The sequence below is a fragment of the Bradyrhizobium sp. CCGUVB1N3 genome (assembly GCF_024199925.1).
Classification (GTDB): Bacteria; Pseudomonadota; Alphaproteobacteria; order Rhizobiales; family Xanthobacteraceae; genus Bradyrhizobium.
This window is the reverse complement of record NZ_JANADR010000001.1, coordinates 2,127,758-2,146,748: the sequence shown is the minus strand read 5'-3', so window position 1 is coordinate 2,146,748 and position 18,991 is coordinate 2,127,758. Positions and strand designations below refer to the sequence as shown.

Here is an 18,991-nt window from a genome sequence, read left to right as displayed (position 1 = left end):
TCCCGTTCGCGAAAGCGGACAGAAAGAACAGGAAGCAAGCCGATGCGCTCCGGAGTGATCGCACAAAAGGTCGGGATGACGCGGGTCTTCACGGAGACCGGTGAACATATCCCCGTGACCGTGCTGAAGCTCGGCAATTGCCAGGTCGTAGGCCACCGCACCGAAGAGAAGAACGGTTATGTCGCGCTCCAGCTTGGTTCTGGCAGCCGCAAGACCGTGTACATGCCCAAGGCTGAGCGCGGCCAGTTCGCGGTCGCCAAGGTCGAGCCGAAGCGGCAGGTCGAGGAGTTCCGCGTCACTGCGGATGCCATGATCCCGGTCGGCGCCGAGATCCTGGCCGATCACTTCGTCGTCGGCCAGTTCGTCGACGTCACCGGCACCTCGGTCGGTAAGGGCTTTGCCGGCGGTATGAAGCGCTGGAACTTCGGCGGTCTGCGCGCCACGCACGGTGTGTCGATCTCGCACCGCTCGATCGGTTCGACCGGCGGCCGTCAGGATCCCGGCAAGACCTGGAAGAACAAGAAGATGCCCGGCCACATGGGTGTCGACCGCATCACCACGCTCAACCTTCGCGTCGTCCAGACCGATGTCGAGCGCGGCCTGATCCTCGTCGAAGGCGCCGTTCCCGGCTCCAAGGGCGGCTGGATCCGCGTGCGCGACGCCGTCAAGAAGCCGCTGCCGAAGGAAGCTCCGAAGCCCGGCAAGTTCAAGGTTGCCGGCGGCGAGGCCGAGGCTGCGGCCCAGCAGGAGGGTGCGTGAGATGGAACTGAAAGTCACGACCCTTGAGGGCAAGGAAGCCGGCTCCGTCCAGCTCTCCGACACCATTTTCGGCCTCGAGCCGCGCGAGGACATCATCGCGCGCTGCGTGAAGTGGCAGCTCGACAAGCGTCAGGCCGGCACCCACAAGGCCAAGGGCCGCGCCGAGATCTGGCGCACCGGCAAGAAGATGTACAAGCAGAAGGGCACCGGCGGTGCTCGTCACGGCTCGGCCCGCGTGCCGCAGTTCCGCGGCGGCGGCCGTGCCTTCGGTCCGGTGGTGCGCTCGCACGCCTCCGATCTGCCGAAGAAGGTCCGCGCGCTCGCGCTGAAGCATGCGCTGTCGGCCAAGGCCAAGGACGGTGATCTCGTCGTGATCGAGAAGGCCGCGCTCGAGGCCGCCAAGACCAAGGCGCTGCTCGGCCACTTCTCGGGGCTGGGCCTGACCAACGCGCTGATCATCGACGGCGCCGAGCTCAATCAGGGCTTCGCCGCGGCGGCCCGCAACATCCCGAACATGGACGTGCTGCCGATCCAGGGCATCAACGTCTACGACATCCTGCGCCGTCAGAAGCTCGTTCTGACCAAGGCCGCCATCGATGCGCTGGAGGCGCGCTTCAAATGACGAAGAACATCGAGGCTCGCCACTACGACGTGATCCTGTCGCCGGTCGTGACCGAGAAGGCGACGATCGCTTCGGAGCACAACAAGGTTCTGTTCAAGGTGGCCGCGAAGGCGACCAAGCCGCAGATCAAGGAAGCGATCGAGAAGCTGTTCGACGTCAAGGTCAAGAGCGTCAACACGCTGGTCCGCAAGGGCAAGACCAAGGCCTTCCGCGGCAATCTCGGCTCGCAGTCGAACACCAAGCGCGCGATCGTGACCCTCGAAGAGGGCCATCGGATCGACGTGACCACCGGTCTGTAAGGTCCTACGACGATGGCACTGAAGACATTCAATCCCACGACGCCGGGCCAGCGCCAGCTGGTGATGGTCGATCGTTCAGCCCTGTACAAGGGCAAGCCGGTCAAGGCGCTCACCGAAGGCAAGAAGTCCTCGGGCGGCCGCAACAACACCGGACGCATCACCGTGCGCTTCCGCGGCGGCGGTCACAAGCAGACGCTGCGTACCGTCGACTTCAAGCGCGAGAAGATCGACGTTCCCGCGACCGTTGAGCGGCTGGAATACGATCCGAACCGCACCGGCTTCATCGCTCTGATCAAGTACCAGGACGGCGAGCAGGCCTACATCCTGGCGCCGCAGCGCCTGGCCGTGGGTGACACCATCATCGCCGGCAACTATGTCGACGTGAAGCCGGGCAACGTCATGCCGCTCGGCAACATGCCGGTCGGCACGATCATCCACAACATCGAGACCAAGATCGGCAAGGGTGGCCAGCTCGCGCGTTCGGCCGGCACCTACGCCCAGCTCGTCGGTCGCGACCAGGATTACGTGATCATCCGCCTGAACTCGGGCGAGCAGCGCCTGGTGCACGGTCGTTGCCGTGGCACCATCGGTGCGGTGTCGAACCCGGATCACATGAACACCTCGATCGGCAAGGCCGGTCGCAAGCGCTGGATGGGCCGTCGCCCGCACAACCGCGGTGTTGCCATGAACCCGATCGACCATCCGCACGGCGGTGGTGAAGGTCGTACCTCGGGCGGTCGCCACCCGGTCACCCCGTGGGGCAAGCCGACCAAGGGCAAGAAGACCCGCACCAACAAGTCGACCAACAAATTCATTCTCCTAAGCCGCCACAAGCGGAAGAAGTAAGGAACGCCGGACATGGTTCGTTCAGTCTGGAAAGGCCCGTTCGTCGAGGGTTCTCTGCTCAAGAAGGCAGATGCCGCGCGCGCGTCCGGCCGTCACGACGTCATCAAGATCTGGAGCCGTCGCTCGACCATCCTGCCGCAGTTCGTCGGTCTGACCTTCGGCGTCTACAACGGTCAGAAGCACGTGCCGGTGGCGGTCAACGAGGAAATGGTCGGTCACAAGTTCGGCGAGTTCTCGCCGACCCGGACCTTCCATGGCCACTCCGGCGACAAGAAAGCCAAGAAGGCTTGAGGATTAAGTCATGAGCAAACCTAAGCGCGAACGGAGCCTCGCCGACAACGAGGCCAAGGCGGTCGCCCGGATGCTGCGGGTGAGCCCGCAGAAGCTCAACCTGGTGGCCCAGCTCATTCGTGGCCGCAAGGCGTCTGCTGCGCTCGCCGATTTGCAGTTTTCGCGCAAGCGGATCGCGGTGGACGTGAAAAAGTGCCTGGAATCGGCTATCGCCAACGCCGAGAACAATCACGACCTCGACGTCGACGATCTCGTCGTGGCGCAGGCCTTCGTCGGCAACGGGCTCGTGATGAAGCGCTTTGCTGCCCGCGGCCGTGGTCGCTCGGGCCGTGTCTACAAACCATTTTCGCAGCTGACGATCATCGTTCGTCAGGTCGAAGCCGAAGCGGCCGCTTAAGGACGCAGGAGAAAACGATGGGTCAAAAGATCAATCCGATCGGTCTGCGTCTCGGCATCAACCGGACCTGGGATTCCCGCTGGTTCGCCGGCAAGCAGGAATACGGCAAGCTGCTGCACGAGGACGTCAAGATCCGCGAGATCCTGCACAAGGAGCTCAAGCAGGCGGCGGTCGCCCGCATCGTGATCGAGCGTCCGCACAAGAAGTGCCGCGTCACCATCCACTCGGCCCGTCCGGGCGTGGTGATCGGCAAGAAGGGCGCCGACATCGACAGGCTCCGCAAGAAGGTGGCCGACATCACCTCGTCGGACGTCGTGATCAACATCGTCGAGATCCGCAAGCCGGAGCTCGATGCGACGCTGGTCGCCGAATCGATCGCTCAGCAGCTCGAGCGCCGCGTTGCGTTCCGCCGCGCCATGAAGCGCGCCGTGCAGTCGGCGATGCGTCTCGGCGCGGAAGGCATCCGCATCAACTGCTCGGGTCGCCTGGGCGGTGCGGAAATCGCGCGCATGGAGTGGTACCGCGAAGGTCGCGTGCCGCTGCACACGCTGCGCGCCGACATCGACTACGGCGTCGCGACCGCGTTCACGACCTTCGGCACCTGCGGTGTCAAGGTCTGGATCTTCAAGGGCGAGATCCTCGAGCACGATCCGATGGCCCAGGACAAGAGAATGGCCGAAGGCGAGGGTAGTGGCAGCGGTGGCGGCCGGCAGCGTCGCGACGCTGCGGCCTGAGCCAGCACAGGAATTTGAGGGCTTAAAGCCATGATGCAACCTAAGAAAACGAAGTTCCGGAAGGCGCATAAGGGCCGCATCCACGGCGTTGCGTCTTCAGGCGCGACGTTGGCGTTCGGCCAGTTCGGCCTGAAAGCGACCGAGCCTGAGCGCGTCACCGCGCGTCAGATCGAGGCCGCCCGCCGCGCGCTGACCCGCCACATGAAGCGCGCCGGCCGCGTCTGGATCCGCGTATTCCCCGACGTTCCGGTGTCGAAGAAGCCGGCCGAAGTCCGCATGGGCTCCGGCAAGGGTTCGCCGGAACTGTGGGTGGCGCGCGTCAAGCCGGGCCGGGTGCTGTTCGAGATCGACGGCGTCAACACCCAGACTGCGCGTGAAGCGCTGACCCTGGCAGCCGCCAAGCTGCCGATCAAGACGCGCTTCGTCGAGCGAATTGCGGAGTAATGGCCATGGCCCAGATGAAGATCGAAGACATCCGTGCGATGAGCCCCGACCAGCAGGATGATGCCGTCCTGAACCTGAAGAAGGAGCGCTTTAACCTGCGCTTCCAGCGTGCCACCGGGCAGCTCGAGAACACCTCGCGCCTGCGCGAGGCTCGCCGTGACATCGCCCGGATCAAGACCGTCGCCGCGCAAAAGCGCGCGAAGAAGAAGTAAGAGGCTTACGAAGATGCCGAAACGTACTTTGCAGGGCGTGGTCGTCAGCGACAAGACAGCCAAGACGGTCGTTGTGCGCGTCGATCGCCGCTTCACGCACCCGATCTACAAGAAGACGATCCGCCGTTCGAAGAACTATCACGCGCACGACGAGAGCAACGAGTTCAAGCCGGGCGATATGGTGTGGATCGAGGAATCGAAGCCGATTTCGAAGTTGAAGCGCTGGGTCGTGATCCGGGGCGAACACAAGAAAAGCGCCTGAGCTGCCGGCACTTAGCCGACTGACTTCAGGGAAATGTTGAGCGCTGGCCAGGCTGGCGCAAAAGAGAAAGAGGACGAGGTGCATCAATGATTCAGATGCAGACCAACCTCGACGTGGCCGACAATTCTGGCGCACGCCGTGTCATGTGTATCAAGGTGCTCGGAGGCTCCAAGCGCCGCTACGCCACCATCGGCGACATCATCGTGGTGTCGATCAAGGAAGCGATTCCGCGTGGCAAGGTGAAGAAGGGTGACGTGATGAAGGCCGTCGTGGTGCGGGTCCGCAAGGACATCCGCCGCCCCGACGGGTCGGTCATCCGCTTCGACCGCAACGCCGCCGTCCTGATCAACAATCAGGCCGAGCCGGTCGGCACCCGTATCTTCGGGCCCGTGCCGCGCGAGCTGCGCGCCAAGAACCACATGAAGATCATTTCGCTCGCGCCGGAGGTGTTGTGATGGCTGCGAAGATCCGCAAGGGCGACAAGGTCGTCGTGCTGACCGGCCGCGACAAGGGCCGCACCGGCGAGGTGTTCGAGGTGCGTCCGGACGCCGGCACGGCTCTGGTGCGTGGCATCAACATGGTGAAGCGCCACCAGAAGCAGACCCAGAACCAGGAGGGCGGCATCATTTCGAAAGAGGCGCCGATCCAACTGTCCAATATCGCGTATCTCGGCAAGGACGGAAAGCCGACGCGCGTCGGATTCAAGATTCAGGCGGACGGCAAGAAGGTTCGCATCGCCAAGAGCTCGGGAGCTGAGATCGATGGCTGAGACTGCTTACACGCCGCGCTTGCGCGCGGAATACGACGCGAAGATCCGCACGGCGATGACCGAGAAGTTCGGTTACGAGAACGTCATGCAGGTTCCGCGTCTGGACAAGGTCGTGCTGAACATGGGCGTTGGCGATTCCGTCAACGACCGCAAGAAGGCCGAGACCGCCGCCGCCGAATTGACCCAGATCGCCGGCCAGAAGGCGATCGTGACCTATTCGCGTATCGCGATCGCGACCTTCAAGCTGCGTGAGAACCAGCCGATCGGCTGCAAGGTCACGCTGCGCAAGGCCCGCATGTACGAGTTCATCGATCGCCTGGTGACGGTCGCGCTGCCGCGCGTCCGCGACTTCCGCGGCCTGAACCCGAAGAGCTTCGATGGCCGCGGCAACTACTCGCTCGGCATCAAGGAGCACATCATTTTCCCCGAGATCGACTTCGACAAGGTCACGGAAGCCCGCGGTATGGACATCACCGTCTGCACCACGGCCAAGACCGACGAAGAGGCGAGGGCCTTGTTGACCGCTTTCAATTTCCCGTTCCGGCAGTGAGACGCTGACCTAAAGCCTCTCAAACGCGGATACCCAGGAGCCAAGCATGGCAAAGAAGAGTTCAATCGAGAAGAACAACCGGCGCAAGCGGATGGTGAAGAACGCCGCCCCCAAGCGCGAGCGGTTGAAGGCGATCATCGCCGACAAGAAGCTCCCGATGGAGGAGCGCTTCGCTGCGACGTTGAAGCTGGCGGAAATGCCGCGCAACTCGTCGGCGACCCGCATCCGCCTGCGTTGCGAACTGTCGGGCCGCCCGCGCTCGAACTACCGCAAGAACAAGCTGTCCCGTATCGCGCTGCGTGAACTTGGCTCCAAGGGCATGGTCCCGGGCCTCGTGAAGTCGAGCTGGTAAGGAGGGTCGTTTAGATGTCTACGCACGACCCAATCAGCGATCTGATCACCCGCATCCGCAATGCGCAGATGCGCTCCAAGAGCAAGGTCTCCACGCCTGGCTCGAAGATGCGCGAGAATGTGCTCGAGGTGCTGAAGAGCGAGGGCTACATCCGCGGCTACGCCACGGTCGAGCATTCCTCGGGCCGCAGCGAGATCGAGATCGAGCTGAAGTATTTCGACGGCGAGCCCGTCATCCGCGAGATCGAGCGGGTCTCCAAGCCCGGGCGTCGTGTCTACGCCTCGGTGAAGGCTCTGCCGCGGGTCAACAACGGGCTCGGCATTTCGGTGTTGTCGACGCCGAAGGGGATCATGGCCGACCACAGCGCGCGCGACGCGAATGTGGGCGGTGAAGTCCTCTTCACGGTGTTCTGAGAAGGATTTTTGATCCATGTCACGTGTTGGCAAAAGACCTGTGGCCGTGCCGTCGGGCGTTACCGCGACCGTCGACGGTCAGACCGTCAAGATGAAGGGGCCGAAGGGCCAGCTTCAGTTCGTCGTCCATGACGACGTCGAGGTGAAGCTCGAGAACGGCCAGGTCAAGGTCAAGCCGCGGGCCGAGACCAACCGCGCGCGGGCGCTTTACGGCACCGCTCGCGCCCAGGTCGCGAATCTGGTCGAAGGCGTCACCAAGGGCTTCGAGAAGAAGCTCGAAATCACCGGCGTCGGTTACCGCGCCGCGATGCAGGGCAAGAACCTGCAGCTCGCGCTCGGCTACAGCCACGACGTGGTCTACGCGATCCCGGAAGGGATCACGATCACCGTGCCGAAGCCGACCGAGATCACGGTGACGGGCAGCGACATCCAGCGCGTCGGCCAGGTCGCGGCCGAAATCCGCGCCTATCGCCCGCCGGAGCCCTACAAGGGCAAGGGCGTGAAGTATGTTGGCGAATTCATCTTCCGCAAGGAAGGCAAGAAGAAGTAACGGAGCCGGTCATGTCGAAAGCCAAGGTTACGAATGCCCGGCGCAAGCGGAGTGTGCGGCTGAAGCTGCGCCGCTCGGGTGGCGGCCGTCCGCGCCTGTCGGTGTTCCGCTCGTCCAAGCACATCTACGCCCAGGTCATCGACGACCTGAAGGGCGAGACGCTGGCCTCTGCCTCCTCGCTCGAGAAGTCGATGCGCGACGGCGGCAAGACCGGCGCCGACATCGATGCTGCGAAGGCGGTCGGCAAGTTGCTCGCCGAGCGCGCGGCGGAGAAGGGCGTCAAGGAAGTCGTGTTCGATCGCGGCAGCTACCTCTATCACGGGCGCGTCAAGGCTCTTGCCGACGCGGCGCGTGAGAGCGGGCTGAGCTTCTAACGGAATTTGAGGATTGAGGCGTAAGCCTCTGAAGGATTGGAAAAACCATGGCAGGTGAACGCGAACACCGCGGCGGACGTGAACGCAAGGAGCGCGAGGAGCGCGACAGCGAGTTCGTCGACAAGCTCGTCCACATCAACCGCGTCGCCAAGGTCGTCAAGGGCGGCAAGCGCTTCGGTTTCGCAGCGCTGGTCGTGATCGGCGACCAGAAGGGCCGCGCCGGTTTCGGCCACGGCAAGGCGCGCGAAGTGCCTGAGGCGATCCGCAAGGCAACCGAATCCGCCAAGCGCAACCTGACCCGCGTGTCATTGCGCGAGGGCCGCACGCTTCACCACGACATCGCCGGCCGTCACGGCGCGGGCCGTGTCTATCTGCGTGCCGCTCCGGCTGGTACCGGCATCATCGCCGGCGGTCCGATGCGCGCCGTGTTCGAGACGCTCGGCGTCCAGGACGTGGTGGCGAAGTCGATCGGCTCGTCGAACCCCTACAACATGGTGCGCGCGACCTTCGATGCGCTTAAGCACCAGGATTCGCCGCGTTCGGTCGCAGCCCGCCGCAACATCAAGGTGTCCACCCTGCAGTCCCGCCGCATCGGCGGCGATGCCGAGGCGGCTGCCGACTAACGGAAGCTTTTCGGAGTTCAAAAAATGGCCAAGGCCGCCAAGACGATCAAGATCGAGCAGATCGGCAGCGCGATCCGCCGCCATCACTCGCAGCGCTCGACGCTGATCGGGCTCAAGCTCAACAAGATCGGCCGCGTCGCCGAACTGCCGGACACCCCGGCGGTTCGCGGCATGATCGAGAAGGTTCACCATCTCGTCCGCATCGTCGACGGGAAGTAAGCAAGGGCGCATGATCCCGAAAAGCCGGTACCGGTCTTCGGGCAAGATCATGCGCAAGAAACAAGGAGAAGGGCGATGAAGCTCAGCGATATCGCCGACAACCCCGGCTCGCGCAAGAAGCGCATGCGCGTCGGCCGCGGCATCGGTTCGGGCAAGGGCAAGCAGTCCGGCCGCGGCGGCAAGGGCCAGACCGCGCGTTCGGGCGTGCGCATCAAGGGTTTTGAAGGCGGCCAGATGCCGATGCATCGCCGTCTGCCCAAGCGCGGCTTCAACAACATCTTCCGCGTCGAGTTCGCCGAGATCAATCTCGACCGGCTCCAGGACGCCGTCGATGCCAAGAAGCTCGATACCGGCAGCGTCGTGAACGCCGAAGCGCTCGTGAAGGCCGGCGTGCTGCGCCGCGCCAAGGCCGGCGTCCGGCTGCTCGGCCGCGGCGAGCTCAAGGCCAAGCTCAACATCGAAGTGCACGGCGCTACGAAGTCCGCAATCGCGGCCGTCGAGAAGGCCGGCGGCTCGGTGAAGATCCTCGCGCCCGCCACCGAAGAAGGCGAGGCGGCGTAACATCTGCGTCATTGGCCCGCGGCACGCGGGCCTTTACGCATGCGGGACGATGGACTTATCGAAGCCGTGCACCAGATAATGTCCGGCGTCCGCCCAAGTAGCCCGGCCGCGGGCATGACGGCGCAGTAGGCGGCGGGAGAAAGCCCAACATGGTCTCAGCAGCGGAACAACTGGCAGCCAATCTCAATTTCGGCGCGCTTGCCAAGGCCGACGAACTGAAGAAGCGCATCTGGTTCACCCTGGGTGCGCTGCTCGTTTATCGGCTCGGCACCTACATTCCGCTGCCCGGCATCGATCCCAACATCTGGGAGCAGGTGTTCCGTTCGCAGGCGGGCGGCATCCTCGGCATGTTCAACATGTTCGCCGGCGGCGGCATCCACCGCATGGCGATCTTCGCGTTGAACATCATGCCGTATATCTCGGCCTCGATCATCATCCAGCTCCTCACCACCGTCTCGCCGCAGCTCGAGGCGCTGAAGAAGGAAGGCGAGGCGGGCCGCAAGACGCTGAACCAGTACACCCGCTACCTCACGGTCATCCTGGCCGCCTTCCAGTCCTACGGCATTGCGGTCGGCCTCGAAGGCGCCGGCAACGTCGTCAGCGATCCGGGCCTGTTCTTCCGTCTCTCGACCGCCATCACGCTCACCGGCGGCACCATGTTCCTGATGTGGCTGGGCGAGCAGGTGACCTCGCGCGGCATCGGCAACGGTATCTCGCTGATCATTCTCTCCGGCATCGTCGCCGAGCTGCCCTCGGCGCTCGCCAACATGCTCGAGCTTGGCCGTCAGGGCGCGATGTCGACCGGCCTGATCCTGATCGTCATCATCATGGCGGTCGCGGTGATCGCCTTCATCGTGTTCATGGAGCGCGCGCAACGCCGCCTCCTGATCCAGTATCCGAAGCGCCAGGTTGGCAACAAGATGTTCGAGGGACAGTCCTCGCATCTGCCGCTCAAGCTCAACACCTCGGGCGTCATCCCGCCGATCTTCGCATCTTCGCTGCTCCTGTTGCCGACGACGGTCGCGAACTTCAACGCGGGCAAGGGGCCGGAATGGTTCCAGTGGCTCACGACGCAGCTCGGCCACGGCCGGCCGCTGTTCCTGATCATGTATCTGGCACTGATCGTGTTCTTCGCGTTCTTCTATACCGCGATCGTGTTCAACCCGACCGAGACCGCGGACAATTTGAAGAAGCACGGCGGCTTCATCCCGGGCATCCGTCCCGGCGAGCGCACCGCCGAATACATCGACTATGTGCTGTCGCGCATCACCGTGATCGGCGCGATTTACCTCGCGATTGTCTGCTTGATCCCGGAAATCCTGATTTCCTACGCCTCGGTGCCCTTCTACTTTGGTGGCACGTCGCTGTTGATCGTGGTCAGTGTCACCATGGACACGGTGGCGCAGGTTCAGGGTTATCTGCTCGCCCACCAGTATGAAGGGCTGATCAGGAAGTCGAAGCTGAGGGGCCGCCGTAGATGACACAGGAGCTTGCGCGCCGGATCGCACTCACGATTGGCGCGCTGCTCCTTTTCCTTCTCGGTACCCGCGTGCCTGTCACGGGCATGTGGACGTCGAGCGGTTCGCTGCCACCGGGCGCAGTGGCCCGTCTGTCGATCTTCGCTCTCGGTCTCATTCCCTATCTGAGCGCGGCGATCGTCATTCGATTGTTGTCGGTGGTGTGGCGAGGTCTCAGCTCGCTCGAACGGTCGGGCGAGCACGGCCGGCGTAGAATCGCCCGCCACACGCTGATTCTCACCTTGGCATTCGCCACGTTCCAGGCCTACGGCATCGCCTCCGCGATTCAGAGGATTCCGGAAATCGCCGCCGGCGCCGACGGCTGGTTCGCGGTTTCGGCTACCGCCTCGATGGTCGGTGGTGTGGTCCTGCTGATTTGGCTCAGCGAGCAGATCACGAGCCATGGAGTCGGTAACGGTCTCGCGCTGATTCTGAGCGTCGGCATTCTCGTCGATCTCCCGAACGACGTCGCCGGCATCGTAGACTTGGTGCAGCGTGGCGCGGTCTCCGGCAATCTCGTCCTGGCTCACATGATCTTCTGGGTCGTGGTGGTTGTCTTGATTGTCTTTGTCGAAGGCGCGCGGCGAAATGTCCGAGTCGAATTTTCCGAACGCCGCGTAGGGAAGCGTGTGCTGTCCCCGCGCGCGGCGGTCCTGCCGATCAAGATCAACAACGCCGGCTACCTGATACCCGTCACTGTAGCGCCCTGGATCTTCTATCTGCCGCTGGCATTTGCGAGTTTCGTCTTCGGCGCCAGTACGCCCTGGGTCGCGGCCGCCTATGTACATCTTCAGCTGGGCCGGCCCGCCCACATGATCCTGATCTCGATCGCCGTATTCGTGCTCGCGCTCTTCTACACAGCCTACGTCGTCGATCCCGAGCACGCCGCCGATTCGTTGGCCAAGCATGGCGGCGTCATTCCCGGCGTTGCGCCGGGCGAGCCCACAGCGGATTACCTCGATCGCGTGGTGTCGTTGACGACGGTGGTCGGAGCCGTCTACCTGACTGTGCTGCAGCTGATTCCGGAGGCCTTCGTGGCCTCTGGCCATGCGCTGCCGTATAATATGGGTGGTGGTGCGGCGCTGGTTGTGGTTTGCACTATTCTCGATCTTCAATCACAGGTGCGCGACCTATCGCTCACCGATCCGGGGGGCGAACGCCAATGAGAATTATCCTTCTGGGACCGCCGGGGTCGGGCAAGGGGACCCAGGCGCTACGGCTGGTCGAGCGCTATGGCATCGTGCAGCTTTCCACCGGTGAGATGCTTCGCGCTGCGGTTGCGGCGGGAACGCCGGTCGGGCTGAAGGCGAAGGAGATCATGGCGAGCGGCGGCCTCGTGCCCGACGATGTCGTGGTCGGAATCATCGCCGACCGGATCGAGCTGCCCGATGCCAAGAAGGGTTTCATCCTCGATGGCTTCCCGCGCACCGTGCCGCAGGCCGAGGCGCTGGACGAGCTGCTGAAGCAAAGGCACCTCAAGCTCGATGGGGTGATCGAGCTCAGGGTCAACGAGAGCGCGCTGCTCGATCGCGTCGAGACCCGCGTCGCCCAGATGCGGGAACGCGGCGAGGAGGTCCGGGTCGACGACACTCCGGAGGTCCTGTCCAAGCGGCTCGCCAGCTACCGCAGCCAGACGGAACCGCTGATTCACTATTACTCCGAGCGGCGCAAGCTCTCGACCATCGATGGCATGATGACCATCGAGGAGGTCACCCGCGCCATCCACCGCCTTCTCTTGGCGCTGGGGGCGGTCGAGCCCAAAACCCACGCCAGGACGGCAGCCAACCCGGCTCCCGCCAAGACGGGTGCCAACAAGGCCAAATCGGCCAAAAAGCCCGCGAAAAAGGCCGCCAAAGCGGTCAAGAAGGCCGCCAAAGCACCAAAGAAGGTAGCCAAGAAGGCTACTAAGAAAGCTACCAAGAAAGCTGCCAAGAAAGCGGCCAAAAAGACCGCCAAAAAGGGTCCGAAGAAGGCCTCAAAAAAGGTCACGAAAAAGCGAGCTAAGCGCTAGCAGCGGTTGACGAAACCCCCTGGAATCCCTTAATAAGCCCCGCATCCAAGTCGGATAGTTTCAGACGATGCCGGGCCCCAGGAAGACCGGGGGTGGGCGTCGTGTTCGCGTTTGTGAACACCTGCCCGAGAAAGCAAGCACTTAAAGCCCGATTCCTGACGAGGGATCGGCAACAGGAGAGAAGGCCGTGGCCCGTATTGCCGGCGTAAACATTCCCACCAACAAGCGCGTGCTGATCGCGCTGCAGTACATCCATGGCATCGGCGCGAAGGTCGCCGGTGAGATCATGGAGAAGGTGAAGATCCCCGAGGATCGTCGCGTCAATCAGCTGAGCGACCAGGAAGTGCTCCAGATCCGCGAAGTGATCGACCGCGACTATCTCGTCGAGGGCGATCTGCGTCGCGAGGTCGGCATCAACATCAAGCGTCTGATGGACCTCGGCTGCTATCGCGGCCTGCGTCATCGTCGCGGTCTGCCGGTGCGCGGTCAGCGCACCCACACCAATGCGCGCACGCGTAAGGGGCCGGCCAAGGCGATCGCCGGCAAGAAGAAGTAAGCTTTCGAATTCAATCGCGGCGTGTGGCGAAGAGGGGATAACCCGCTCGCCACACGCTTTTCGTTCCACAGGTGTAGCCGCTGGCATTACGGCGGCGTTTGAGATCTTCAGGAAAGGTACTCTATGGGCAAGGAAGCCACCCGCGTTCGCCGTCGTGAGCGCAAGAACATCGCCTCCGGCGTTGCGCACGTGAACTCGTCGTTCAACAACACGACGATCACCATCACCGATGCGCAGGGCAACACGATCGCCTGGTCGTCGGCGGGCACCATGGGTTTCAAGGGATCGCGCAAGTCGACCCCGTATGCAGCGCAGGTCGCTGCGGAGGACGTTTCCAAGAAGGCGCAGGAGCACGGCATGCGCACGCTGGAAGTCGAGGTCGCCGGTCCCGGTTCGGGCCGCGAGTCGGCGCTCCGCGCGTTGCAGGCTGCGGGCTTCACCGTCACCTCGATCCGCGACGTGACCACGATCCCGCACAATGGTTGCCGCCCGCGCAAGCGTCGGCGCGTTTGATACGAGTCGCGGACGCCATCATCGTCCGCGATGACTTTGCTTTGCGAAGCCGCAAGCGCGACTTGCGGCCTTTCTCCAACGCCAGTGTCCGCAATGGCAGACTGACTGGCCTGTATGGGTGAAACAGTGACGATCCAGAAAAATTGGCAAGAACTGATTCGGCCGAACAAGCTCCAGGTGTCCCCCGGCAGCGACCCGGCCCGTTTTGCGACCATCGTTGCCGAACCGCTCGAGCGCGGTTTCGGCCAGACGCTCGGCAACGCCCTGCGCCGCATCCTGCTGTCCTCGCTCCAGGGCGCGGCCGTGCAGTCGGTGCACATCGACGGCGTGCTGCACGAGTTCTCCTCGATCGCGGGCGTCCGTGAGGACGTCACCGACATCGTGCTGAACATCAAGGACATCTCGATCAAGATGCAGGGCGAAGGCCCCAAGCGCATGGTCGTGAAGAAGCAGGGCCCTGGTGTCGTCACCGCCGGCGACATCCAGACCGTCGGCGACGTCGTCGTGCTCAATCCGGACCTGCAGATCTGCACGCTCGACGAGGGTGCCGAGATCCGCATGGAGTTCACGGTCGCAACCGGCAAGGGTTACGTGCCCGCCGAGCGCAACCGCCCCGAGGACGCGCCGATCGGCCTGATCCCGGTCGACAGCCTCTACTCGCCGGTCCGCAAGGTCTCCTACAAGGTCGAGAACACCCGCGAGGGCCAGATCCTCGACTACGACAAGCTGACCATGACGATCGAGACCAATGGCGCGATCACGCCGGATGACTCCGTGGCCTATGCTGCGCGTATCCTCCAGGATCAGCTCAACGTGTTCGTCAACTTCGAAGAGCCGCGCAAGGAAGTTGCCCAGGAGATCATCCCGGACCTCGCCTTCAACCCGGCCTTCCTCAAGAAGGTGGACGAGCTCGAGCTGTCGGTGCGTTCGGCCAACTGCCTGAAGAACGACAACATCGTCTACATCGGCGACCTCGTGCAGAAGAGCGAAGCGGAAATGCTTCGCACCCCGAACTTCGGCCGCAAGTCGCTGAACGAGATCAAGGAAGTGCTGGCCCAGATGGGTCTGCACCTCGGCATGGAAGTGCCGGGCTGGCCGCCGGAGAACATCGACGAGCTCGCCAAGCGCTTCGAGGATCACTACTAATTTCGTCATTCCGGGGCGGTCCGCAGGACCGAACCCGGAATCTCGAGATTCCGGATCGCCGCTTCGCGACGTCCGGAATGACGATCGGGCGAACGCAGGCAGCCCACCTGAGCAACATGTCCGACGAACCGTCGCGGCAGTTTCAAACTAAGGAATAATTACATGCGTCACGGCAAGGTTCATCGGAAGCTCAACCGCACTGCGGAGCATCGCCGCGCGATGTTCGCCAACATGTGTGCGGCGCTGATCAAGCACGAGCAGATCGTCACCACGCTGCCGAAGGCGAAGGAATTGCGCCCGATCGTCGAGAAGCTCGTCACCCTCGGCAAGAAGGGCGGGCTGGCCATGCGCCGCCAGGCGATCTCCGAGATGCGCGACAAGGACCAGGTCAAGAAGCTGTTCGACGTGTTGGCGACCCGCTACAAGGACCGCCAGGGCGGCTACACCCGCATCATCAAGGCCGGCTTCCGCTACGGCGACAACGCCGCGATGGCCGTGATCGAGTTCGTCGATCGCGACGTCGACGCCAAGGGCCAGGACTCCGGTCCGTCCCAGGCGAAGGAAGCCGAAGCGGCGTAAGCCGGCTGGCATTGAGATTTGAGAAAGCGGCGCCTTCGGGCGCCGTTTTTGTTTTGAATCGTAGGGTGGGCAAAGCGAAGCGTGCCCACCACTTTACTCGCCGCACGAGAAGTGGTGGGCACGGCGCAAGAGCGCCTTTGCCCACCCTACGAAGCTACGTGGGGCATGTCTCCCTCACGCGTGAGTGAGCGCCAATTGCGGTGCCATCGATCGCAGCCGATATCTCCATCGTCAACGTCATCGCATGAGGGTGCGCGCATGCCGGCCTATGTCATCTCCGAGGTCGAGGTCCGCGATGCGGCGGCCATGGAGGCCTATCGCACGCTTGCCGCGAAGACGATCGCGCAATATGGCGGCCGCTACCTCGCGCGGGGCGCCGCCGCCGAGGTCGTGGAGGGCGGACCTCCGCCGAAGACGATCATCATCGTCGAGTTTCCCTCGATGGCGCGCCTGCGCGAATGGTACGCCTCGGCCGAATATGCCGAGGCGCTGAAGCTGCGGAGGATCGCACTGGAGCGGCGGCTGATGTTTGTCGAGGGCGTGCTGCCTGTGTGAGGTCTTTCTGGCGCAACGAAGGGTTGCTATGCTCGTCCGGTTAGCCCAACCGGGAGAAGAGAATGCTTCAGTCGCGATTCAAGGTTTTTTGTTTCTTCGTTGCACTGGCGATCTTATGGCCGCTTTCGCCGTCACACGCCGACCAGCCATTTCAGCGGCTGCTGCCACTCCTGGTTGATCTTGCCGGATGGGAAGGCAAGAAGCCGGGCGGCATGTCGATGCAGATGTCCGATACGAGCATGACCACGGCGACGCGCGAATACACGCGCGGCTCGGCGCGTCTGCAAGCCGCGGTCATGGTCGGGCAGACCGCCACTGGAGCCTTGGCGCCGATCCAGAGCGGAATGAACATTCAAACTCCGGACGGCCACGTCATGTCTGCGACCATGCATGGCATGCAGGTGCTCAAGAACTACAACAACCCGCAGAAATCAGGCACGCTCATCGTGGCGCTGGGCAAGGACGCGCTGTTCAACCTTTCCTATGACGGCCTCACCGAGGAGGAAGGGCTGGCGCTTGCCGAGAAATTCGACTGGAAGGCGCTCCAGACGGCCGCCCAGGCGAAGTAGAGGCGTAGAGATCGCAGGGTGGGTGAGCGCAGCGTAACCCACCTCTTTTCCGTCAACGTTGAGAGTAGTTGGTGGGTTACGCTGCGCTAACCCACCCGACAAAGCCGCAAAGTCCGTGACTACCAAGAGAGCCTGCGGCCGGTGATCGATATCCTGAAAGCCTGGGGCGAGAGCCACTAGGAGCCGTTGTCCTGCGCGCCGCCGCCGGCGGTGGTGAGGAAGCCGAAGCGCGCGGCGTGAGGGGGCGCGAGCTGGCTTCGCAAACTCGGTGTCGTCCCCGCGCAGGCGGGGACCCATAACCACAGGGAGAAGTTGAGGCGCGAGATCTGAGTTAGCGAGTCTTTGCCTAACTCAATCCTGTGGCTATGGGTCCCGGGCTCGCGCTTGCGCGCGCCCCGGGACGACGAGCGAGAATCAGAACGCGACCTGCGTGCGCATGGCGATCGCGTCGAACTTCGAGCCGACATCCGCCGTGGACACAGGCGAGGCCTGCCTGGACACGGTGCCATGCAGGTAGTCGAGCATGAAGCGGACGTTGCCATTGACGTACCAGTTGAGCGCGAGCGTATAGACGTTCTGCCGTCCGCCGGCGATGCCGGTCGTCGTGCCCAACTGGTTGTTGAGGTCGATCGTCGAGTAACGGCCGGCGATCTCCCACGCACCCCAGCCGCCGCCGTCGAGCGAGAACGGATGCGCCGGCTTGATGCCGCCGTATGAGGCGCTCGCCGGATTGTAGGGATGGGTTTCGCCGGTCAGCACGTAGCCGGCCTGGGCATAGCCGCCCTGGAATCTCAGGCTCGGCGCACCGAAGGGCGGCAAGCCGGTATTCGCGCTGCGATCGACATTGAACCAGAAGTACTCGCCCTGGAGGATCAGTGGTCCATAGGTCGCCGCCGCTTCGACGCTGTAGACCTGTGCGCCGGAAGCGTTGGCGATCGCGCCGGTCGTCGCCAGCACCGTCGGATCGATGCGCAGCTCCGGACGATCGCTGAGCGTGAGCGTCTGCGCGCTCGTCACCAGATTGCGCGACGGCTGGATCAGCCATTCGGCGTCGGCACCGAGATGCAGCGAGTAATCCCTTCCGCTGACGACCTGACCAGCGACACGCGCGACCGCGCCATATTGTTCGGTCGTGCCGTTCGGCGAGACGCTGGACGCCGAATGGATGGCGCCCGTTGCCGGACCGGTGACGTAAGCTCCCGCCCAGAGCACGTCGTTCCACCAACGCGCGCCGACGGCGGAGCGGAAGTCGCCGGCGGCGATGTTGGTTGCGATGACGCCGGACGAGGCGCGCTCCATGAACAAGATGTCATTGGAACTGGTGGCCTCATCGAGCGTGTAGGGCAGGTCCATGATGCCGGCCTCGATCGCCATCTTGCCGCCGAACGGCTTCAATCCCGTGTAGCTCAGATAGGCGTTCTCGACGCCGGAGAGGGCGCCCCCCGGAAGTGATCCAGCCGCCGCGCCGCCGAAGCCGTCGGAGGTGCCGCCGAAGTCGTAGATGAGCGCATAATTCCAGTCACCGAAGAATTTGCCAACGACGCCGATGCGCGCGCGTCGGAGATTTTCTCCGCTGTCGAGCTTCTGCGGCACCGTCGCTGCGGTGTTGGGACGGTAGTCGTACCCGCCGACGTCCCAGTGCACCCGGCTCGTGATCGCGACGCAGTTCTGTTCGTCCGCGGTGCAAATCGTCGGCCGGTTGTTCGGCATGGTCACGACGACACCGGACGGGGCCACCGGACCCTTGACCGGAATGGCGGCGTTGGCGCTGGCGACCGCGGCCTTCGCCTCCGACCTCGCTTCTGCCTTGGCCTCGGCCTTCGCTTCGGCCTTGGCCTTCGCCGTGGCCGCCGTGTTCGCGGCGGTCTGACTTTGCAGCTTGTCGAGCTTCTGCTCGAGCAGCTTCAATTGCTGCTTCAGAAGCGCAATCTCCTGTTCGCTGCTGTTTGCCGATTGGGCATGGCCTTGCGAGGCCACGAGCGCACCGGCGAGGCCGAGCGCGACGCTTGTGAATCTTGTCCTGCTCACGTCATCCACTCCCTTGCTGATCAACGTCCCCACTTCACCACGGAGAGTCGTAAGAGCGCATGATGGCTGCCCCGCGACGAAACGCGTTACGGTTGCCGGTTCCCACTGATGTAAATTCGCCGCAACCGAATCGTGCCTGCGTCCACTCTGGAGGATGATGGGTGTCATGCCAATCCCGCGCGAGCCGCAAAATGGCTGTTCCTCGCGCAGAACTTGCACGCCGGGGCGGGGAGAAAAGAG

Annotated in this window: 30 protein-coding genes; 29 read left to right on the top strand and 1 reads right to left on the bottom strand. The window is 63.5% G+C overall.

Annotated features, from left to right (window positions below):
• Positions 1–42: 42 nt before the first annotated feature.
• From rplC to NLM33_RS10150, 29 genes are all read left to right on the top strand, one after another.
• On the top strand, positions 43–759 hold the full coding sequence (gene rplC / locus NLM33_RS10290; protein WP_254095940.1) for a 50S ribosomal protein L3: 717 nt from the start codon (positions 43–45) through the stop codon (positions 757–759).
• Position 760: 1 nt separating this feature from the next.
• Complete coding sequence (rplD, locus tag NLM33_RS10285) at positions 761–1,381, top strand: 50S ribosomal protein L4 (RefSeq protein ID WP_254095939.1); 621 nt, start codon at positions 761–763, stop codon at positions 1,379–1,381.
• On the top strand, positions 1,378–1,680 hold the full coding sequence (locus NLM33_RS10280) for a 50S ribosomal protein L23 (RefSeq protein ID WP_254095938.1): 303 nt from the start codon (positions 1,378–1,380) through the stop codon (positions 1,678–1,680). Before rplD ends, NLM33_RS10280 begins: the two co-directional genes overlap by 4 nt.
• A gap of 12 nt (positions 1,681–1,692) precedes the next feature.
• Positions 1,693–2,526: a 50S ribosomal protein L2 gene (rplB, locus tag NLM33_RS10275; protein WP_027520961.1), complete on the top strand. Its 834-nt coding sequence runs from the start codon at positions 1,693–1,695 to the stop codon at positions 2,524–2,526.
• Positions 2,527–2,538: 12 nt separating this feature from the next.
• Positions 2,539–2,817 carry a 30S ribosomal protein S19 gene (rpsS, locus tag NLM33_RS10270; protein ID WP_008136357.1) on the top strand — a complete coding sequence of 93 codons (279 nt, stop codon included), beginning with the start codon at positions 2,539–2,541 and terminating at the stop codon, positions 2,815–2,817.
• Between the two features lie 10 nt (positions 2,818–2,827).
• The gene (gene rplV, locus NLM33_RS10265) at positions 2,828–3,214 is read left to right on the top strand and encodes a 50S ribosomal protein L22 (RefSeq protein ID WP_008549264.1); all 387 of its coding nucleotides are present in this window, start codon (positions 2,828–2,830) and stop codon (positions 3,212–3,214) included.
• Positions 3,215–3,231: 17 nt separating this feature from the next.
• Positions 3,232–3,948 carry a 30S ribosomal protein S3 gene (gene rpsC / locus NLM33_RS10260; RefSeq protein WP_254095937.1) on the top strand — a complete coding sequence of 239 codons (717 nt, stop codon included), beginning with the start codon at positions 3,232–3,234 and terminating at the stop codon, positions 3,946–3,948.
• Between the two features lie 30 nt (positions 3,949–3,978).
• The gene (gene rplP, locus NLM33_RS10255) at positions 3,979–4,392 is read left to right on the top strand and encodes a 50S ribosomal protein L16 (RefSeq protein ID WP_008136349.1); all 414 of its coding nucleotides are present in this window, start codon (positions 3,979–3,981) and stop codon (positions 4,390–4,392) included.
• Between the two features lie 5 nt (positions 4,393–4,397).
• Positions 4,398–4,604: a 50S ribosomal protein L29 gene (gene rpmC, locus NLM33_RS10250; protein ID WP_106952852.1), complete on the top strand. Its 207-nt coding sequence runs from the start codon at positions 4,398–4,400 to the stop codon at positions 4,602–4,604.
• A 13-nt stretch (positions 4,605–4,617) separates the two neighbouring features.
• A complete protein-coding gene (gene rpsQ / locus NLM33_RS10245) occupies positions 4,618–4,866 on the top strand; it encodes a 30S ribosomal protein S17 (RefSeq protein WP_145660379.1) in 249 nt (82 codons plus the stop codon).
• 86 nt (positions 4,867–4,952) lie between these two features.
• Positions 4,953–5,321 carry a 50S ribosomal protein L14 gene (gene rplN / locus NLM33_RS10240; protein ID WP_027520955.1) on the top strand — a complete coding sequence of 123 codons (369 nt, stop codon included), beginning with the start codon at positions 4,953–4,955 and terminating at the stop codon, positions 5,319–5,321.
• Positions 5,321–5,635 carry a 50S ribosomal protein L24 gene (rplX, locus tag NLM33_RS10235; protein ID WP_254095936.1) on the top strand — a complete coding sequence of 105 codons (315 nt, stop codon included), beginning with the start codon at positions 5,321–5,323 and terminating at the stop codon, positions 5,633–5,635. The genes rplN and rplX overlap by 1 nt, the downstream gene beginning before the upstream one ends.
• Positions 5,628–6,185 (top strand): 50S ribosomal protein L5, encoded by a 558-nt coding sequence (gene rplE / locus NLM33_RS10230; RefSeq protein WP_128958540.1) that lies wholly within the window; start codon positions 5,628–5,630, stop codon positions 6,183–6,185. The genes rplX and rplE overlap by 8 nt, the downstream gene beginning before the upstream one ends.
• A 46-nt stretch (positions 6,186–6,231) precedes the next feature.
• On the top strand, positions 6,232–6,537 hold the full coding sequence (gene rpsN / locus NLM33_RS10225; RefSeq protein ID WP_246916892.1) for a 30S ribosomal protein S14: 306 nt from the start codon (positions 6,232–6,234) through the stop codon (positions 6,535–6,537).
• A 14-nt stretch (positions 6,538–6,551) separates the two neighbouring features.
• Entirely contained in the window at positions 6,552–6,950 is a 399-nt protein-coding gene (rpsH, locus tag NLM33_RS10220; RefSeq protein ID WP_254095935.1) for a 30S ribosomal protein S8, read from the top strand.
• Between the two features lie 16 nt (positions 6,951–6,966).
• Positions 6,967–7,500: a 50S ribosomal protein L6 gene (gene rplF, locus NLM33_RS10215; RefSeq protein WP_254095934.1), complete on the top strand. Its 534-nt coding sequence runs from the start codon at positions 6,967–6,969 to the stop codon at positions 7,498–7,500.
• A gap of 11 nt (positions 7,501–7,511) precedes the next feature.
• The gene (gene rplR / locus NLM33_RS10210) at positions 7,512–7,874 is read left to right on the top strand and encodes a 50S ribosomal protein L18 (RefSeq protein ID WP_007603036.1); all 363 of its coding nucleotides are present in this window, start codon (positions 7,512–7,514) and stop codon (positions 7,872–7,874) included.
• Between the two features lie 47 nt (positions 7,875–7,921).
• Positions 7,922–8,497: a 30S ribosomal protein S5 gene (gene rpsE, locus NLM33_RS10205; protein ID WP_027520948.1), complete on the top strand. Its 576-nt coding sequence runs from the start codon at positions 7,922–7,924 to the stop codon at positions 8,495–8,497.
• 24 nt (positions 8,498–8,521) lie between these two features.
• On the top strand, positions 8,522–8,716 hold the full coding sequence (gene rpmD / locus NLM33_RS10200) for a 50S ribosomal protein L30 (protein ID WP_027520947.1): 195 nt from the start codon (positions 8,522–8,524) through the stop codon (positions 8,714–8,716).
• A gap of 75 nt (positions 8,717–8,791) precedes the next feature.
• Positions 8,792–9,277 carry a 50S ribosomal protein L15 gene (gene rplO / locus NLM33_RS10195; RefSeq protein WP_254095933.1) on the top strand — a complete coding sequence of 162 codons (486 nt, stop codon included), beginning with the start codon at positions 8,792–8,794 and terminating at the stop codon, positions 9,275–9,277.
• Positions 9,278–9,426: 149 nt separating this feature from the next.
• Complete coding sequence (gene secY, locus NLM33_RS10190) at positions 9,427–10,758, top strand: preprotein translocase subunit SecY (RefSeq protein ID WP_027520945.1); 1,332 nt, start codon at positions 9,427–9,429, stop codon at positions 10,756–10,758.
• Positions 10,755–11,960, top strand: a complete 1,206-nt coding sequence (locus NLM33_RS10185) for a preprotein translocase subunit SecY (protein ID WP_256570523.1) — start codon at positions 10,755–10,757, stop codon at positions 11,958–11,960. Before secY ends, NLM33_RS10185 begins: the two co-directional genes overlap by 4 nt.
• Entirely contained in the window at positions 11,957–12,805 is an 849-nt protein-coding gene (locus NLM33_RS10180) for an adenylate kinase (protein WP_254095931.1), read from the top strand. Before NLM33_RS10185 ends, NLM33_RS10180 begins: the two co-directional genes overlap by 4 nt.
• Positions 12,806–12,992: 187 nt before the next feature.
• The gene (gene rpsM, locus NLM33_RS10175) at positions 12,993–13,361 is read left to right on the top strand and encodes a 30S ribosomal protein S13 (protein ID WP_254095930.1); all 369 of its coding nucleotides are present in this window, start codon (positions 12,993–12,995) and stop codon (positions 13,359–13,361) included.
• Positions 13,362–13,484: 123 nt separating this feature from the next.
• Positions 13,485–13,874, top strand: coding sequence for a 30S ribosomal protein S11 (gene rpsK / locus NLM33_RS10170; RefSeq protein ID WP_007603045.1), 390 nt, complete (start codon positions 13,485–13,487; stop codon positions 13,872–13,874).
• Positions 13,875–13,988: 114 nt separating this feature from the next.
• Positions 13,989–15,020, top strand: a complete 1,032-nt coding sequence (locus tag NLM33_RS10165; RefSeq protein WP_254095929.1) for a DNA-directed RNA polymerase subunit alpha — start codon at positions 13,989–13,991, stop codon at positions 15,018–15,020.
• 162 nt (positions 15,021–15,182) lie between these two features.
• The gene (gene rplQ / locus NLM33_RS10160) at positions 15,183–15,599 is read left to right on the top strand and encodes a 50S ribosomal protein L17 (protein ID WP_254095928.1); all 417 of its coding nucleotides are present in this window, start codon (positions 15,183–15,185) and stop codon (positions 15,597–15,599) included.
• A gap of 258 nt (positions 15,600–15,857) precedes the next feature.
• Positions 15,858–16,154 (top strand): DUF1330 domain-containing protein, encoded by a 297-nt coding sequence (locus NLM33_RS10155; RefSeq protein ID WP_254095927.1) that lies wholly within the window; start codon positions 15,858–15,860, stop codon positions 16,152–16,154.
• A 62-nt stretch (positions 16,155–16,216) separates the two neighbouring features.
• The gene (locus NLM33_RS10150) at positions 16,217–16,723 is read left to right on the top strand and encodes a hypothetical protein (protein WP_254095926.1); all 507 of its coding nucleotides are present in this window, start codon (positions 16,217–16,219) and stop codon (positions 16,721–16,723) included.
• 414 nt (positions 16,724–17,137) lie between these two features.
• On the opposite strand, the gene NLM33_RS10145 is transcribed toward NLM33_RS10150, so the two are convergent.
• Positions 17,138–18,751: an OprO/OprP family phosphate-selective porin gene (locus NLM33_RS10145; RefSeq protein ID WP_254095925.1), complete on the bottom strand. Its 1,614-nt coding sequence runs from the start codon at positions 18,749–18,751 to the stop codon at positions 17,138–17,140.
• Positions 18,752–18,991: the final 240 nt, after the last annotated feature.

What these genes read in the sequence shown, in the direction of transcription:
- rplC (WP_254095940.1), top strand. Translation starts at nt 43, where the DNA reads ATGCGCTCCGGAGTGATCGCACAAAAGGTCGGGATGACGCGGGTCTTC.
- rplD (WP_254095939.1), top strand. Translation starts at nt 761, where the DNA reads ATGGAACTGAAAGTCACGACCCTTGAGGGCAAGGAAGCCGGCTCCGTC.
- NLM33_RS10280 (WP_254095938.1), top strand. Translation starts at nt 1,378, where the DNA reads ATGACGAAGAACATCGAGGCTCGCCACTACGACGTGATCCTGTCGCCG.
- rplB (WP_027520961.1), top strand. Translation starts at nt 1,693, where the DNA reads ATGGCACTGAAGACATTCAATCCCACGACGCCGGGCCAGCGCCAGCTG.
- rpsS (WP_008136357.1), top strand. Translation starts at nt 2,539, where the DNA reads ATGGTTCGTTCAGTCTGGAAAGGCCCGTTCGTCGAGGGTTCTCTGCTC.
- rplV (WP_008549264.1), top strand. Translation starts at nt 2,828, where the DNA reads ATGAGCAAACCTAAGCGCGAACGGAGCCTCGCCGACAACGAGGCCAAG.
- rpsC (WP_254095937.1), top strand. Translation starts at nt 3,232, where the DNA reads ATGGGTCAAAAGATCAATCCGATCGGTCTGCGTCTCGGCATCAACCGG.
- rplP (WP_008136349.1), top strand. Translation starts at nt 3,979, where the DNA reads ATGATGCAACCTAAGAAAACGAAGTTCCGGAAGGCGCATAAGGGCCGC.
- rpmC (WP_106952852.1), top strand. Translation starts at nt 4,398, where the DNA reads ATGGCCCAGATGAAGATCGAAGACATCCGTGCGATGAGCCCCGACCAG.
- rpsQ (WP_145660379.1), top strand. Translation starts at nt 4,618, where the DNA reads ATGCCGAAACGTACTTTGCAGGGCGTGGTCGTCAGCGACAAGACAGCC.
- rplN (WP_027520955.1), top strand. Translation starts at nt 4,953, where the DNA reads ATGATTCAGATGCAGACCAACCTCGACGTGGCCGACAATTCTGGCGCA.
- rplX (WP_254095936.1), top strand. Translation starts at nt 5,321, where the DNA reads ATGGCTGCGAAGATCCGCAAGGGCGACAAGGTCGTCGTGCTGACCGGC.
- rplE (WP_128958540.1), top strand. Translation starts at nt 5,628, where the DNA reads ATGGCTGAGACTGCTTACACGCCGCGCTTGCGCGCGGAATACGACGCG.
- rpsN (WP_246916892.1), top strand. Translation starts at nt 6,232, where the DNA reads ATGGCAAAGAAGAGTTCAATCGAGAAGAACAACCGGCGCAAGCGGATG.
- rpsH (WP_254095935.1), top strand. Translation starts at nt 6,552, where the DNA reads ATGTCTACGCACGACCCAATCAGCGATCTGATCACCCGCATCCGCAAT.
- rplF (WP_254095934.1), top strand. Translation starts at nt 6,967, where the DNA reads ATGTCACGTGTTGGCAAAAGACCTGTGGCCGTGCCGTCGGGCGTTACC.
- rplR (WP_007603036.1), top strand. Translation starts at nt 7,512, where the DNA reads ATGTCGAAAGCCAAGGTTACGAATGCCCGGCGCAAGCGGAGTGTGCGG.
- rpsE (WP_027520948.1), top strand. Translation starts at nt 7,922, where the DNA reads ATGGCAGGTGAACGCGAACACCGCGGCGGACGTGAACGCAAGGAGCGC.
- rpmD (WP_027520947.1), top strand. Translation starts at nt 8,522, where the DNA reads ATGGCCAAGGCCGCCAAGACGATCAAGATCGAGCAGATCGGCAGCGCG.
- rplO (WP_254095933.1), top strand. Translation starts at nt 8,792, where the DNA reads ATGAAGCTCAGCGATATCGCCGACAACCCCGGCTCGCGCAAGAAGCGC.
- secY (WP_027520945.1), top strand. Translation starts at nt 9,427, where the DNA reads ATGGTCTCAGCAGCGGAACAACTGGCAGCCAATCTCAATTTCGGCGCG.
- NLM33_RS10185 (WP_256570523.1), top strand. Translation starts at nt 10,755, where the DNA reads ATGACACAGGAGCTTGCGCGCCGGATCGCACTCACGATTGGCGCGCTG.
- NLM33_RS10180 (WP_254095931.1), top strand. Translation starts at nt 11,957, where the DNA reads ATGAGAATTATCCTTCTGGGACCGCCGGGGTCGGGCAAGGGGACCCAG.
- rpsK (WP_007603045.1), top strand. Translation starts at nt 13,485, where the DNA reads ATGGGCAAGGAAGCCACCCGCGTTCGCCGTCGTGAGCGCAAGAACATC.
- NLM33_RS10165 (WP_254095929.1), top strand. Translation starts at nt 13,989, where the DNA reads ATGGGTGAAACAGTGACGATCCAGAAAAATTGGCAAGAACTGATTCGG.
- rplQ (WP_254095928.1), top strand. Translation starts at nt 15,183, where the DNA reads ATGCGTCACGGCAAGGTTCATCGGAAGCTCAACCGCACTGCGGAGCAT.
- NLM33_RS10155 (WP_254095927.1), top strand. Translation starts at nt 15,858, where the DNA reads ATGCCGGCCTATGTCATCTCCGAGGTCGAGGTCCGCGATGCGGCGGCC.
- NLM33_RS10150 (WP_254095926.1), top strand. Translation starts at nt 16,217, where the DNA reads ATGCTTCAGTCGCGATTCAAGGTTTTTTGTTTCTTCGTTGCACTGGCG.